Origin of the sequence: Sphingobium cupriresistens LL01, assembly GCF_001046645.1 — a bacterium.
Classification (GTDB): domain Bacteria; phylum Pseudomonadota; class Alphaproteobacteria; order Sphingomonadales; family Sphingomonadaceae; genus Sphingobium; species Sphingobium cupriresistens.
The window spans coordinates 193657-207467 of sequence record NZ_KQ130436.1 but is presented as its reverse complement, the minus strand read 5'-3'; the positions used below and the strand labels follow the sequence as shown (position 1 = coordinate 207467).

Annotated in this window: 11 protein-coding genes; 2 read left to right on the top strand and 9 right to left on the bottom strand. The window is 65.3% G+C overall.

The features are described 5' to 3' along the window. Window positions 1–6 precede the first annotated feature (6 nt). Genes V473_RS17565 through V473_RS17555 form a run of 3 tightly spaced genes read right to left on the bottom strand, consistent with a single transcriptional unit; the run spans window position 7 to window position 3105 of the window. Window positions 7–768: an SDR family NAD(P)-dependent oxidoreductase gene (locus tag V473_RS17565; protein WP_066608042.1), complete on the bottom strand. Its 762-nt coding sequence runs from the start codon at window positions 766–768 to the stop codon at window positions 7–9. Window positions 769–781: 13 nt separating this feature from the next. Then, a complete protein-coding gene (locus tag V473_RS17560) occupies window positions 782–1966 on the bottom strand; it encodes an acetyl-CoA C-acyltransferase (RefSeq protein ID WP_066608039.1) in 1185 nt (394 codons plus the stop codon). A 14-nt stretch (window positions 1967–1980) separates the two neighbouring features. Then, window positions 1981–3105 (bottom strand): acyl-CoA dehydrogenase family protein, encoded by a 1125-nt coding sequence (locus tag V473_RS17555; protein WP_066608038.1) that lies wholly within the window; start codon window positions 3103–3105, stop codon window positions 1981–1983. A gap of 83 nt (window positions 3106–3188) precedes the next feature. On the opposite strand from V473_RS17555, the gene V473_RS17550 reads away from it, so the two are divergent. After that, complete coding sequence (locus V473_RS17550) at window positions 3189–3833, top strand: TetR/AcrR family transcriptional regulator (protein ID WP_066608034.1); 645 nt, start codon at window positions 3189–3191, stop codon at window positions 3831–3833. A 3-nt stretch (window positions 3834–3836) separates the two neighbouring features. On the opposite strand, the gene ligD is transcribed toward V473_RS17550, so the two are convergent. Beyond that, window positions 3837–6338, bottom strand: a complete 2502-nt coding sequence (ligD, locus tag V473_RS17545) for a DNA ligase D (protein ID WP_066608032.1) — start codon at window positions 6336–6338, stop codon at window positions 3837–3839. 3 nt (window positions 6339–6341) lie between these two features. Next, window positions 6342–7214 carry a non-homologous end joining protein Ku gene (ku, locus tag V473_RS17540; RefSeq protein ID WP_066608732.1) on the bottom strand — a complete coding sequence of 291 codons (873 nt, stop codon included), beginning with the start codon at window positions 7212–7214 and terminating at the stop codon, window positions 6342–6344. Window positions 7215–7391: 177 nt separating this feature from the next. On the opposite strand from ku, the gene katG reads away from it, so the two are divergent. Beyond that, the gene (gene katG / locus V473_RS17535; RefSeq protein WP_066608029.1) at window positions 7392–9596 is read left to right on the top strand and encodes a catalase/peroxidase HPI; all 2205 of its coding nucleotides are present in this window, start codon (window positions 7392–7394) and stop codon (window positions 9594–9596) included. A 67-nt stretch (window positions 9597–9663) separates the two neighbouring features. On the opposite strand, the gene V473_RS17530 is transcribed toward katG, so the two are convergent. The 4 genes from V473_RS17530 to V473_RS17515 are packed head-to-tail and all read right to left on the bottom strand — an operon-like array spanning window position 9664 to window position 13567. Next, window positions 9664–11271 (bottom strand): DUF5597 domain-containing protein, encoded by a 1608-nt coding sequence (locus tag V473_RS17530; RefSeq protein WP_066608020.1) that lies wholly within the window; start codon window positions 11269–11271, stop codon window positions 9664–9666. 10 nt (window positions 11272–11281) lie between these two features. Next, window positions 11282–11626, bottom strand: a complete 345-nt coding sequence (locus V473_RS17525; RefSeq protein ID WP_066608016.1) for an L-rhamnose mutarotase — start codon at window positions 11624–11626, stop codon at window positions 11282–11284. Next, window positions 11626–12357, bottom strand: a complete 732-nt coding sequence (locus V473_RS17520) for an SDR family oxidoreductase (RefSeq protein WP_066608013.1) — start codon at window positions 12355–12357, stop codon at window positions 11626–11628. The genes V473_RS17525 and V473_RS17520 overlap by 1 nt, the downstream gene beginning before the upstream one ends. After that, a complete protein-coding gene (locus V473_RS17515; RefSeq protein ID WP_066608010.1) occupies window positions 12341–13567 on the bottom strand; it encodes a UxaA family hydrolase in 1227 nt (408 codons plus the stop codon). The genes V473_RS17520 and V473_RS17515 overlap by 17 nt, the downstream gene beginning before the upstream one ends. Between the last annotated feature and the right edge of the window lie 244 nt (window positions 13568–13811).

Genomic DNA, 13811 nt, shown 5'->3' with positions numbered 1-13811 from the left:
TTTTATTTAGCGCGGCGCCATGCGGATCGCGCCGTCCAGGCGGATGACCTCGCCGTTCAGCATCGGGTTGCGGACGATGCTTTCCACCAGTTGCGCATATTCAGCCGGTTTGCCCAGGCGGCTGGGATGCGGCACCTGCGCGCCCAATGCGTCCTGCACCTGTTGCGGGAAGGCCTCCAGCATCGGCGTCAGGAAGATGCCGGGCGCGATCGTCATCACCCGGATCTTGTGCTGGGCCAGGTCGCGGGCGATCGGCAGGGTCATGCCGACCACGCCGCCCTTGGACGCGCTATAGGCCGCCTGGCCGATCTGCCCGTCATAGGCCGCGACCGATGCGGTGTTGACGATGACGCCGCGTTCGCCGTCTATCTCTTCCGCAGCGGCAAGCCGGGCGGAAAATTTGGCGATCATGTTGAAACTGCCGATCAGATTGACCGTCACCGTCTTGGCGAAGGCATCAAGCGGATGCGGCGCATTTTCCTTGCCCACCGTCTTGATCGCCGGAGCGATCCCGGCGCAGTTGACGAGGATGCGGGCGACGCCATGCGCCGCTTCCGCCGCGTCCAGACCCGCCGAAACGCTGGCCTCGTCCGCAACATTGACAGCGACATAGACACCTCCCAGCGCTTGCGCGGTCGCCTGTCCTGCCTCTTCATTGAGGTCGAAGATCGCGACCTTGGCGCCTTGCTGCGCCAGCATCGTCGCGGTCGCCTTGCCCAGGCCTGATGCGCCGCCGGTGACGATCGCCGCTACGTCTTTGATGTCCATCTCGCTGTCCCCTTCAGATTAATTCGACGGCCATCGCCGTGGCTTCACCACCGCCAATGCACAGGCTGGCCACACCACGCTTCAGGCCGCGCGTCTCCAGCGCGGCAATCAAAGTCGCCAGAATGCGCGCGCCCGATGCGCCGATCGGATGACCGAGCGCGGTCGCGCCGCCATTGACGTTGATACGGTCGGCCGGGATGCCCAGTTCCTTCGCGGCGATCATGGCGACCACGGCAAAGGCTTCGTTGACTTCGAAAAGATCGACATCGGCGACCGACCAGCCGGCTTTCTCCAGCACCTTGCGCATGGCAGGCACCGGCGCGGTGGTGAATTTGGACGGCTCATGCGCATGGCCGGCGGTGGCGACGACCTTGGCCACAGTCTTGAGGCCAAGCTTCGCCGCCACGCTGGCGCGGGTCATGACCAGCGCCGCCGCGCCGTCCGATATGGAGGAGGCATTGGCGGCGGTGATCGTGCCGTCCTTGACAAAAGCGGGCTTGAGCGACGGGATCTTGTCGGGCTTGGCCTTGCCCGGCTGCTCGTCGGTATCGACGATCGTGTCGCCGCCGCGCCCCTTGACCGTGACGGGCGTGATTTCGCGGGCGAAGGCCCCGCTGCCGATCGCGGCATTGGCGCGTTCGAGCGAGCGGACGGCATAGGCGTCCTGATCCGCGCGCGTGAACTGATAGTCGCGCACCGCTTCTTCCGCGAACACGCCCATCGCCTTGCCCGGTTCATAGGCGTCCTCCAGGCCGTCCATCATCATCGTGTCGACGATGCGGTCATGGCCGATCCGCGCGCCAGAGCGATGCTTGGGCAAGGCGTAGGGCGCATTGCTCATGCTTTCCATGCCGCCTGCGATCACGATGTCCGCCGCGCCGCTGGCGAGCGCCTCATGCGCCATGATCGCGGCCTGCATCCCCGAACCGCACATCTTGTTGACCGTGGTCGCTTCGGTATTGAGGCCAAGGCCAGCCGCCAGCGCCGCCTGTCGCGCAGGCGCTTGCCCCAGACCAGCGGGCAGGACACAGCCCATATAGATGCGATCGACCGCATCGGCCGCCACGCCCGCGCGCGCCACCGCGGCCCTGACCGCCGCTGCGCCCAGATCGGTGGCCTTGACCGCCGACAATGCGCCCTGGAACCCGCCCATCGGGGTGCGGGCATAGCTGGCGATGACAATGGGATCGTTCTGCATCTTATGACTCCTGCTTAAAGGCTGCGCGCGATGACCATGCGCTGGATGTCCGACGTGCCTTCGTAAATCTGGCAGACGCGGACATCGCGGTATATTTTGGCGACGCCATATTCCTCCAGATAGCCATAGCCGCCCAGCGTCTGGAGCGCGCCGGACACGATCGCTTCGGCCGCTTCGGACGCGAACAGCTTGGCCATGGACGCTTCGGCGAGGCAGGGCAGGCCCGCATCCTTGGTCCGTGCGGCGTGCAGGACGAGTTGCCGCGCCGCTTCCAGCCGGGTGGCGAGGTCGGCGAGGCGGAAGCCCACCGCCTGATGCTCCATAATGGCTTTCCCGAAGCTCTTGCGATCCTTGGCATAGGCAACCGCAATGTCGAGCGCGGCCTGCGCCATGCCGACACATTGGGCGGCGATGCCGATGCGGCCGGTTTCCAGATTAGCCAGTGCGATACGATAGCCCTGTCCAGGTTGGCCGATCAGCAGGTCATGCTCCACGAACATGTCGTCAAAGCGCAAGGCGCAGGTGTCCGAAGCCCCCTGCCCCATTTTATGCTCGACCTTGTCCACGCCATAGCCGGGCCGGTCGGTCGGCACGAGGAAGACCGACAGGCCCTTCTTGCCGGCGTCGGGATCGGTCACCGCGACGATCATGACCAGGCCGGCGATCTTGCCCGATGTGATGAACTGTTTGGCCCCCGTGATGCGCCAGCCGCCGTCCACCTTGGTCGCGCGGGTGCGCACCGCAGAAGCGTCGGACCCTGCATCGGCTTCGGTCAGCGCAAAGGCGCCGATCATGCGCCCGCCGATCAGGTCCGGCAGGAAGCGCGCTTTCTGCGCATCGCTGCCGTCCTTGAGCAGGCCGGACACAAGGATCGAATTCTGGATCGAAACGATGGTGGAGAGCGCCCCGTCGGCCGCCGCGATCTCCATCAGCGCCAGCGCATAGGAAACGGCGTCCGTTTCCGCGCCGCCAAAGGCTTCGGGCGCGGTCATGCCCCACAGGCCCAGGCCCGCCATCTCGCGGAACAGTTCGGGCGGATAGCCGCCTTCCGATTCGAAGCGAGCACTGTGCGGGCGGATCGTCTCCTGCGCGAAGTCGCGCACCGTGTCGCGGATGGCAGCCTGAATCTCGGTCAGCATAAACTCACTCGTATTTTCTATACTCATGGGTATATTGATTGTCCGGGCGTTTGTTGTCAATGCTTCTAACGCCCAAGGAGACAATGTTGCCCAAGCCCGCCGTTCCCGCCGCCGCCGTGCCTTCCCCCTTCCGCAGCAAGGCGGAACGCGAGCATGACCGGGCGGAAAAGCGCGAAGCCGTGCTGCTGGCGGCGGTGCGAATGTTCAACGCACGCGGCTATCATGCCGCCTCGCTGGACGATGTCGCGGCCAGCCTGGGCGTCAGCAAGCCGACCATCTATCATTATCTGGGCAATAAGGAGCAGGTGCTGGTCGAATGCGTCAATCGCGGCCTGTCGATGCTGCGGGAGGCCGCGGATACGGCGGCCGGCGCGCCGGGCAGCGGCCATGACCGGCTGCGCGCCTTCCTGCTGCGTTATGCCTGCATCAACATGGACGATTTCGGCCGTTGCGTGATCCGCACCAATGAGGAGGTGTTGTCGATGGACAGCGCCATCCGCTTTCGCGCGCGCAAGCGGGAGATTGACGATGCGGTGCGGGGGCTGATCGCGGAGGGAGTCGCCGACGGATCGATCGCGCCGGTCGATGTCCGCTTTGCCTCCTTCGCGCTGGCGGGTGCGCTCAACTGGCCGGCGCGCTGGCATGATCCTGATGGGCCGCTCAGCCCGGAAGAGATCGCGGAGAAGCTGGTCGATATCGCGCTGGGTGGCCTCACCCCGCGCCGCTGAGGATCAGATGTCGGGCAATGCCTGCGCAGCGAAGCCCCAGCCCTTGAGACTGGCGGCGCGTTCGACCAGCGTTTCCGCATCGCCGATCGAAAAGGGATGCGCGTCCTTCATGCCGTCCAGCTCATCCCAGTCGATCGGGATCGCCACCGGCGCGCCAGCGCGGGCGCGGGCCGAATAGGGCAGCACGGCGGTGCTGCCGCGCTGGTTACGCAGCCAGTCGATGAAGATCCTGTCCTTGCGCTTGGCCTTGCTCATGGTCGCGACGAAACGCTCAGGCTCGGCCGCACTCAGCGCCTGGGCGAAGCGAGACGCGAAATCCTTGTGCGTCTCCCAATCATGGCCCGGCGTCAGCGGCACCACGACATGCACGCCCTTGCCCCCCGACAACATGGCGAAGGAGACGAGGCCGATATCGGACAAACGTGCGCGAATGTCCTGCGCCGCGCCTTTCACCCGGTCGAAATCCATGCCTCCGTCGGGATCGAGGTCAAAGATCATCCGGTCGGGCCGCTCCACCGCGTCGGTGCGGCTGGCCCAGCCGTGGAACTCGATCGTGCCCATCTGGACGCAGGCGAGCAGCCCTTCGGCATCCTCGACATAGATATAATCCTCGCTGCCGCCGTCCTTCTGGCGGATCGGAACCTGCCGCACGGCCTTGCCGAAGGCGCCGCTGTCATGTTTCTGGAAGAAGCATTTTTTCGCCCGCCCCTGCGGACAGCGGACCAGGCTGATCGGCCGGCGCGCGGCGAAGGGCAGCATCAGGGGGGCGATAGCCACATAATAATCCGCCAGTTCGCCTTTGGTCTGGTCGCTTTCGGGGAAGATGACGCGATCGCGATTGGTGATGCTGACGACCGGCGTCGCTTTGGGCGCGGCGGCGGGCTTTTCCGGCCTGACCGTTTTTGCCGGCTTGTCGGTGCGCAGGCCGAGGAAACTGGCATGGCGCACCCGGCCGTCGGCGGTAAATTCGGCGAAGGCGATTTCGGCAACCAGCCTGGGTTTCAGCCAGGTCGCGCCGCGCGTTTCGGTCCGCGGCACATCGACCGGCGCCTTGTCCGTTTCGAGCGGGATCATAACCTTGTCGAGCGTGGCCATCAGGTCCGCGTCGAAGCCGGTGCCGACCTTGCCCTTATAGACCAGCGCCTTGCCCTCATGCTGGGCAAGCAGCAGCGAGGCGAAGGGGCGGCCCCGCGCGCTACTGGCGCTGCGGCCGATGATGATAAACTCCTGTCGGCGAGTGCATTTGACCTTGACCCAGGTGCGTGTGCGGTCACCGCGATAGGGTGCATCGATCCGCTTGGAGATGATCCCCTCCTGCCCCGCGTCACAGAGCGAGCGGAAGAGCGCCTCGCCCGCGCCGATGACATGGTCCGCGACATGGATCGGCGAGTTTGTCGCCTTGAGCAGGGCTTCCAGCCGTTCCTTCCGCTCGATCTGCGGCAGCGCCTTCATATCCTGCCCCTCCAGCGCAAGCAGGTCGAAGGCAAAGAAATGGAAGGGCGTATCGTCCCGCTGCGCGCCATGGCCGCGCTTGAGCACAGACTGGAGCGCGGAAAAGCTGGGATTGCCATCCGCGCCGAAGGCGACGATCTCCCCGTCGATCAGCGCGGGCGGCAGGTCCAGCGCGGCGATGGCGCGGACGAGCGGCTGGAACTTGTCGGTCCAATCGAGGCCGCTGCGAGTGAAGATGCGCACCCGTTCCCCCGCCACCGCGGCGAGCGCGCGATAGCCGTCGAACTTGATCTCATGCAGCCAGTCATTGCCCACCGGCACATCGTTCACCAGCGTCGCGAGTTGGGGCTTGGCGAAGGCGGGCGGCTTGCCTGCGGCCTTGCGCGGCTTGGCCGCGACCTTCTCATTATGATCCCGCGCCGCCTGCATCTTGCCGGCGAAGGCCTTGCCCTTGACCCCGGCTAGCGACTGGGCGCCCGCCTTGTCGGCGGCGATCTGCGCCATCGAACGTCCGGTCAGCACGCTGGTCAGCGCCCGTTCGACCAACTGGTCGCCCTCGCCGGCGTCGGCATCCTCGATCTTGCGCAACAGCCAGTTTTCGCGCTTTTCCTTTGGACGCCCTTTCATGCGGACAAGCAGCCATTCACCCTTCATCCGTTCGCCATCCAGGGTGAAGTGCAAATGGCCCTTTTCCAGATCCTTGGCGCTCTTGCCTGCCACCGGCCGCCAGGTTCCGCGGTCCCATAGCATTACCGTGCCGCCGCCATATTCGCCTTCGGGTATCAATCCCTCGAAATCGCCGTAGCTTAGCGGGTGATCCTCGGTCCGCACCGCCAGGCGCTTGTCCGCCGGGTCGATGCTCGGCCCCTTGGTCACGGCCCAGCTTTTGAGCACCCCGTCAATCTCCAGCCGGAAATCCCAGTGTAACCGCGTCGCATCATGTTTCTGCACGACGAAGCTGTTCCCGCCCGCCTTGGCGACTTCGCCCTTGGGCTCGCGGGTGCGGGCGAAGTCGCGCTTGGCATTATAGGCGTCGAGCGGATTGCGGGCCATGGGTCAGGCGCTTTTGCGCTTCGCTGGCGCGCGGGGCTTGGTCGCGGCCGTCTTGACCGGCGCTTTTTTCGTCGGCGACGCCTTGCCGCCATCGCCGACCGATTTCTTGAGCGCGGCCATCAGATCGATGACGTTGCCGCCCTTGGCGCTGGTGGGTTCTTCAATATCCTCGATGATCCGCTTGCCCTTGGCCTTCTTCTTTTTCTCGATCAGCCGCTGGAGCGCGTCGACATAGCGATCGTGAAATTCCTCCGGCTTGAACGGAGCGGTCTTCTTTTCGATGATGGTGGTGGCCAGGTCGAGCAGATCGGCGTCGGCCTTGTCGTCGGGCAGGTTGCGGAAATAGGTCTGGGCGCGCGTCACCTCATCGGCATAGCGCAGCACTTCGAGCACCAGCCCGCGACCGCAGGGCTTCAAGGACACCAGCTGTTCGCGCCCGCGCACCGACAATTGGCCTAGCCCCACCTTCTTCGTCTGACGCAACGCATCGCGCAGCACGGCATAGGCTTCCTCCGCCAGATCGTCCGCCGGCACCACGAAATAGGGCTTTTCATAGTAGAGGACGTCGATGGCATCGGCCTCGACGAACTGGACCAGTTCCAGCGTCTTGCGGCTTTCGATCTTCACCGCTTCGATCTCTTCCTCTTCCAGCAGCACATAATTGCCCTTGGAAATTTCGAACCCCTTGAGGATTTCGTCCCGATCCACCGGGCCGACACCCTGCACGATCTTTTCATAGCTTATCGGCTTGCCGGTCGGCTCATGGATCTGGCGAAAGCTGATCGCCGCGCCGGACCGGGTGGCCGGGTATATCTCCACCGGAATCGATACCAGGGCGAGCCTGATCTGACCCTGCCAATATGCGCGTGCCGCCATGATCTCACCTCCGTTCGCATCAGCGCCCGGCCAAGGCGGAAGTTCCTTGCGGCCATGGCGCGTCATCAGACTGCCTTCGACCGATATTATCGATCAGACAAAGCGAGATTCCCGGTTTTGTCCCGATAGGCTATGCTCCTACAAAATAGTGCAGCGATTTGAAGCAGGAGAGAAGACATGGATGCCAAGACCTCTGACCCGCTGGGCTGCCCGATGAAGGAGCCCGCGGCGCGGCGCACCTTGCTCGGCCGCACCAATCGCGACTGGTGGCCCAACCAGCTGTCGCTCGAAATCCTCCAGCAGAACGGCCTGTCGGGCGATCCGCTCGGCCATGATTTCGATTATGCCGCGGCGTTCCAGTCGCTCGACTATGATGCGGTCAAGGCGGACCTGACCGCCCTGATGACCGACAGCCAGCCTTGGTGGCCGGCCGATTATGGCCATTATGGCCCCTTCTTCATCCGCATGGCGTGGCACAGCGCGGGCACCTATCGCACCGGCGACGGGCGCGGCGGCGCGTCCTCCGGGTCGCAGCGTTTCGCCCCGCTCAATAGCTGGCCGGACAATGGCAATCTGGACAAGGCGCGCCGGCTGCTGTGGCCGATCAAGCAGAAATATGGTCAGAAGCTGAGCTGGGCCGACCTGATGATCCTGGCCGGCAATGTCGCGATCGAGTCGATGGGCGGACCTGTGTTTGGCTTCGGCGGCGGCCGCGCCGACGTGTTCGAGCCGGAAAAAGACATCTACTGGGGCACGGAAGAAAATTGGGTCGGCGACGAAGCCAATGAAACCCGCATCCAGCCCGACAAGGAGATGGTGCTGGAAAGCCCGCTGGCCGCGATCCAGATGGGCCTGATCTACGTCAATCCCGAAGGGCCGGGCGGCAATCCCGACGCGCTCCAGTCGGGCCGCGACATTCGCGAAACCTTTGCCCGGATGGGCATGAACGATGAAGAGACGGCAGCGCTGACGGCGGGCGGCCACACCTTCGGCAAGGCGCATGGCGCGGGCGACGCATCGCTAGTCGGCGCGGAACCCGAAGGCGCGGATATCGCGCAGCAGGGGCTGGGCTGGCAGAGTGGCCATGAAAGCGGCATGGGCGACCATACCATCACCAGCGGGATCGAAGGGGCGTGGACCCCGACCCCGATCACCTGGGACATGAGCTATTTCGACATGCTGCTGGACCATGATTATGAACTGGTGCGCAGCCCGGCAGGCGCCAAGCAATGGCAGCCGGTCGGCAATCCGGAAGAGACGCTGGCGCCCAAGGCGCATACGCCCGGCGTCAAGGTGCCCACGATGATGACCACCGCCGACATGGCGATGAAGATGGACCCGGCCTACCGCGCGGTCATGGAGAAATTCCGGGCGGACCCCGTTTATTTCGCCGACGCCTTCGCACGCGCCTGGTTCAAATTGTGCCATCGCGACATGGGACCGAAGGCCCGCTATCTTGGCCCCGAAGTCCCGGCTGAAGACCTGATCTGGCAAGACCCGATCCCGGCCGCGACCGGACCGGCGCTGGGCGAAGCGGACGTCACGGCGCTCAAGGCAAAGATCGCCGCGTCCGGCCTGTCGGTGCAGGACTTGGTCAAGACCGCCTGGGCGTCCGCCGTCACCTATCGCCGGTCGGACCATCGCGGCGGCGCGAACGGTGCTCGTATCCGCCTGGCCCCGCAAAAGGACTGGGACGTCAACGAACCGGCCGCATTGGCGCGGGTGTTGGCGGTGTATGAAGGCATGGCCAGCGAGAGCGGCGCGTCGGTCGCCGACCTGATCGTGCTGGGCGGCAGCGTGGGTATCGAACAGGCGGCGAAGGCGGCGGGCCATGACCTGACCGTTCCCTTCACGCCGGGTCGTACCGATGCGACCGCCGAACAGACCGACCCCGACGGCTTCGACGTGCTGGAACCCAAGGCGGACGGCTTCCGCAACTATCTCCAGACGCGCTATAATGTGCCGACGGAGGAGCTGCTGGTCGACCGGGCGCAACTGCTGGGCCTGTCGGCGCCGGAAATGACCGTGCTGGTCGGCGGGCTGCGGGTTTTGGGCGCCAATCATGGCGGGTCGCAGCATGGCGTTTTGACGACCCGTGTCGGGCAGTTGACCAACGATTATTTCGTCAATCTGCTCGACATGGACACCGCCTGGAAACAAGTGGACGATACGAGCGACGAGACGTTCGTTGGCACCGACCGCGCCAGCAACGCCGAAAAATGGACGGCGACGCGCACCGATCTGGCCTTCGGCGCCAATTCTCAGTTGCGCGCGCTGGCGGAAGTCTATGCGTCATCGGACGCGAGCGACAAGTTCGTAAAGGACTTCGTGGCGGCCTGGACCAAGGTGATGAACGCCGACCGGTTCGACCTGAGGGCCTGATCGAGACAGCGACCTGGACAGTTCGTAGCGCTTTTACGGCGTTGCGCACTGTCCAGGGAGTCGATGGTTACCGATAGCGGCCCATCGTCACCTTGATCCACACGGGCTGGTCGATCAGGTTCAGGCCATAATCTGTCTGGTCGCCGTTCCACACGCGGTCCATGACCCATGCGCCCTTGTCGAAATGCCCCTCCTCCACCTTGACGATCATGCCGCCCGGCGCGCTGCCTTCCTTGGCCGCAAAGTTCAGGCGGACATGATCCCCGGTGAAGAGAAATTCATTGGCCGACACTTGCGCGACCACCGCGCCGCCGGTGGCTTCGGCCGCCCAGGCCGGCAGGTCGGCCTGGGGGAACCAGTCGCGCTGGCCGAACTGCCACTGGCCAAAGCTGGCGGTGATGCGCCAGTCGCCCATGATCGCGCTGACCGGCGCGCCGTCGTCGGGCTTGGCCGCGCCCCAAACGGGATGGTCGAACGCGATCTTCGCCCAGGGGGCCGATGCCATGACCCGATATTTGGCGGCGAAGGCGTTTAACGTCGCATCGTCGAAGCGCTTGGCGCCCAGCGGATAGTTGAAATAGCCGGTGTCATCCATGCCGAACGGCGCGAAGCCGATCGCGCCGCGGCCCAGCGCCGCCCAGAAATAGCGGGCATATTCGGCGGCATTGCCGATTTCCGGCACCATCAGCGCATTGTCGGGCCGGGTGTAGAGATCGAGATGCTTGAAGACGTTGCGGCTGGCGCGGTCGTAGATATCGGGCGCGGCGAAATCGATCGAGGGGGCCGCCGCCTTCCAGATGTCGATGACGTCACCCTGCGGCCCGCCGCTCGACAGCGCTTGCGGATCGGGCTTGCCGAACGGGTCGCCGAGCGCCGCGTTCACATACATCGGCAGCGGCTTGATCGCCTTGCCCGCGCTCGCCAGCGCCTCGACATAGCGGGCGGTGTGCCAGGTGTTGAAGGCGCGATCGGCCGCTTCGCCGAAGACCGTGGCCCAGTTGCCATCGGGCTTTCGCAGCGCCCTGGTCAGCGCCGCCGGCACCGGGCCGTCGAACAGTTTCTGCGCGGCGGGGCTGTAGTCGCGTGGATTTTTATAGCTGCCGACCTCATTTTCCGGCTGGACCAGAATGACCGTATTCTGGGCGTCATGGTCGCGAATATAGGTCATCAGCGCCAGGAAGGCGCGCTTGTCCGCCGCCAGCGTCGCTGCGCCATGGGGCGACAGGACGCCATGGTCCCGCCCGTCCTTCGTCTTCATGCGCGGGAAGCGGCGATTGTCGAGCTTCACCCAATCCGGCGTGTAGGCAAGGCCGGTATTCTTCCATGCGCCGAACCAGAGCAGGACGATGCGCTTGTTATGCTGGCGCGCTTCATCGAGCAACGTCTGGACGAAGCTGAAGTCGAACTTGCCCTCCCGTGGCTCCAATTGCTCCCAGGCGATCGGCGCCTCGACCGTGTTCGCGCCGATCCGGTCGAGCACCGGCCAGGCCTTCGCCAGCGGCGCGGCATAATTGCTGCTGTTATTGACCTGCCCGCCCAAGATCAGGAAGGGCGCGCCGTCCACGATCAGGGCGTGGCGGCCGGTCTTGGTTTCGATATGGGGCGTGTCGCCCTGCGCCAGGGCGGGGGTAGCGAGCAGCAGGGACGCGGCGATCAGGGTCCGGGCGAGCATCATCAAAGGCCTTTCAGGGCTGTTCGTCGAGGGAGAAGATATGGGTCGCCGGCGTCCATTTCGCGTCGGGCGCGGCCCAGGGGAGCGAATGCTGGACAGCGCCCATCTGCGCTTCCCAGGCCTGCACCGCCGGATCGGCGGCGTCAGCCGCCGCCTTGGCCGCCGGATCGTAACCGGGGCCGGTTTCCATCAGCATGACCAGCCGGTTGCCGCTGCGGTAGATGTCCATCGCCATGATGTCGGCGGCGCGGATGCTGGCGCCGATAGCGGGCGGCAAGGCGCCGGATGCGTGCCAGGCCTCATAGTGGGCGATGGCCGCCGCATCGTCGGCCAGATCGATCAGCAGGACATGCCGCATCAGTTGACCCAACCGCCGTCGATCACATGGACCGCGCCGGTGGTGAAGGACGCTTCGTCGCTGGCGAGGTACAGCATCAGCGCCGCGATCTCCTCCGCCCGGCCGAGCCGGCCCATTGGCTGGCGCGCCGCGAACGCCACCTGCGCCCCAACATAATCGCCAGTATCGTGGAGGCGCTGTTGCAGCGAGGGCGTGTCGATCGTGCCGGGGCAGATGCAGTTGCAGCGCACGCCCTGCCCCACAAAATCGGCCGCCACCGCCTTGGTCAGGCCGATCACGCCCGCCTTGCTGGCGCCATAGGCGAAGCGGTTGGGGATGCCCTTCACCGAACTGGCGATGGAGGACATGTTGACGATCGATCCCCCGCCCCTGTCCACCATGCCGGGCAGGAAGGCGCGGATCGTGTGATACATGGCGGTCATGTTGAGCGAGAGGGCGAAATCCCAATCTTCCTGCGGACATTCCAGGATGGTCCCGGCATGGACCACGCCCGCAATATTGGCGAGGATGTCGACCGCGCCGACCTCGGCCGCCAGCGCCCGCACCGCAGCCCCGTCGGTTGCGTCAAGCGTGCGCAGGTCGCAGCCCTCCAGCCCGTCGAGCGCGCCGCGGTCCCGATCGGTCGCGATGACGCGCGCGCCTTCCGCCACGAAGCGCTGCGCCGTGGCCCGGCCAATGCCCCGTGCAGCCGCTGTGATGAGGGCGACCTTGCTGTCAAGCCGCCCGCTCATGCGCGCCCCCCAGTCCGGTCTTCGTCGGCAGACAGTCTGGGCCGATGGGGTCGAAAGCCTTGTAGGTCAAAATAAACTCCTGATGGCCCAATTGTTCGGAGATGCTTCGTTCGCCCGCGGCGATGGCCAACACCTTGTCGTAGATTTCCGTGCCGACCTGTTCCAGCGTCGCCGCACCTTCCAATATCCGGCCCGCATTGATGTCCATGTCGGCGGCGAGGCGGCGGCCAGTGTCGGGATTCGCGCAGATTTTGATGACCGGCGAAATGGCCGACCCGACCACCGATCCACGGCCGGTGGTGAAGAGGGTGAGATGCGCGCCGCAGGCGATCAACTCCACGATCTCCGCATTGTCGGAGATATTGGGAAAGCCGAAGCGCGGTTCGCCATCGGGCACGACGTCGAGCAGATAGAGGCCGCCCGTCGGGGGAATATCGCCCGGCTTCAATATGCCGTCGATGGTGGAGGCGCCGGACTTGCTATAGGCGCCCATCGACTTTTCTTCCTGCGTCGTCAGGCCGCCTTCGGCATTGCCGGGCGCGAAGCTGCCGAAGCCCATGATGGCGTAATAGCGTTCCGCCTTTTGCACGCATTGCTCGATCGCGACGGCGAGTTCCGGCGTGCGAGCGCGGTCGGCCATGATCGCTTCACAGCCGACCAGTTCGCCCGTTTCCTCGAATAAGCAGGCGGCACCGTCCGCGACCAGCCGGTCGAAGGCGCGGCCGACCGCCGGATTGGCGGTGATGCCGCTGGTCCCGTCCGACCCGCCGCAGATGGTGCCGACGATCAGTTCTTCCACGCCCATCGGCCCGCGCGGAACCCCGGCGATGGCGGCGCGCACCCGCGCGACGGCTTCGGCGCCCGCCGCGATCGTCGCGGCCGTGCCGCCCGTTTCCTGGATCACCAGCAGTTCGGCCGGCCGGCCGCTCGCCCGCGCCACCGCCCGCAGCCGTTCGCGGTTGAAACTTTCGCACCCCAGCGACACGATCACCAGGCCCCCGACATTGGGATGGGTTGCGATCGCCTCCATCACCTTGGCGGCATAGGCGTTGGGAAAGCAGCCGGGAAAGCCGATCAACTGCACATCGGGATCGTCGGCCTTGTCGACGATCCGCCGCGCGACATGATGCGCGCATTCGACCAGATAGGCGACCGCGACGACATTACGGATGCCCTTGCGCCCATCCTGCCGGAGCCAGGCCCGGATCATGCCCCCTCCTCCAGCGCGGTGCGCGTGTGGCTGCTGATATAGTCGCTTTTCATATTATGCATGTGGACCCAGTCGCCAGTGGCGGCGTCGGCGGTCATCGACCCGATCGGCGCGCCATATTTGATGACCTTGTCGCCGGCGCGCATCGGCGCGCGGGCGATCTTGTGGCCGATGGATATGCCCTCGCTCGCGGGGATCGTGCCGCCCGACGCAGGGAGAATGTCGCCCGCTTCGATCGGACGGA

Bases quoted from the DNA above. Each gene is read 5' to 3' on its own strand.
- V473_RS17565 (WP_066608042.1), bottom strand. From the start codon at position 768: ATGGACATCAAAGACGTAGCGGCGATCGTCACCGGCGGCGCATCAGGC.
- V473_RS17560 (WP_066608039.1), bottom strand. From the start codon at position 1,966: ATGCAGAACGATCCCATTGTCATCGCCAGCTATGCCCGCACCCCGATG.
- V473_RS17555 (WP_066608038.1), bottom strand. From the start codon at position 3,105: ATGCTGACCGAGATTCAGGCTGCCATCCGCGACACGGTGCGCGACTTC.
- V473_RS17550 (WP_066608034.1), top strand. From the start codon at position 3,189: ATGTTGCCCAAGCCCGCCGTTCCCGCCGCCGCCGTGCCTTCCCCCTTC.
- ligD (WP_066608032.1), bottom strand. From the start codon at position 6,338: ATGGCCCGCAATCCGCTCGACGCCTATAATGCCAAGCGCGACTTCGCC.
- ku (WP_066608732.1), bottom strand. From the start codon at position 7,214: ATGGCGGCACGCGCATATTGGCAGGGTCAGATCAGGCTCGCCCTGGTA.
- katG (WP_066608029.1), top strand. From the start codon at position 7,392: ATGGATGCCAAGACCTCTGACCCGCTGGGCTGCCCGATGAAGGAGCCC.
- V473_RS17530 (WP_066608020.1), bottom strand. From the start codon at position 11,271: ATGATGCTCGCCCGGACCCTGATCGCCGCGTCCCTGCTGCTCGCTACC.
- V473_RS17525 (WP_066608016.1), bottom strand. From the start codon at position 11,626: ATGCGGCATGTCCTGCTGATCGATCTGGCCGACGATGCGGCGGCCATC.
- V473_RS17520 (WP_066608013.1), bottom strand. From the start codon at position 12,357: ATGAGCGGGCGGCTTGACAGCAAGGTCGCCCTCATCACAGCGGCTGCA.
- V473_RS17515 (WP_066608010.1), bottom strand. From the start codon at position 13,567: ATGATCCGGGCCTGGCTCCGGCAGGATGGGCGCAAGGGCATCCGTAAT.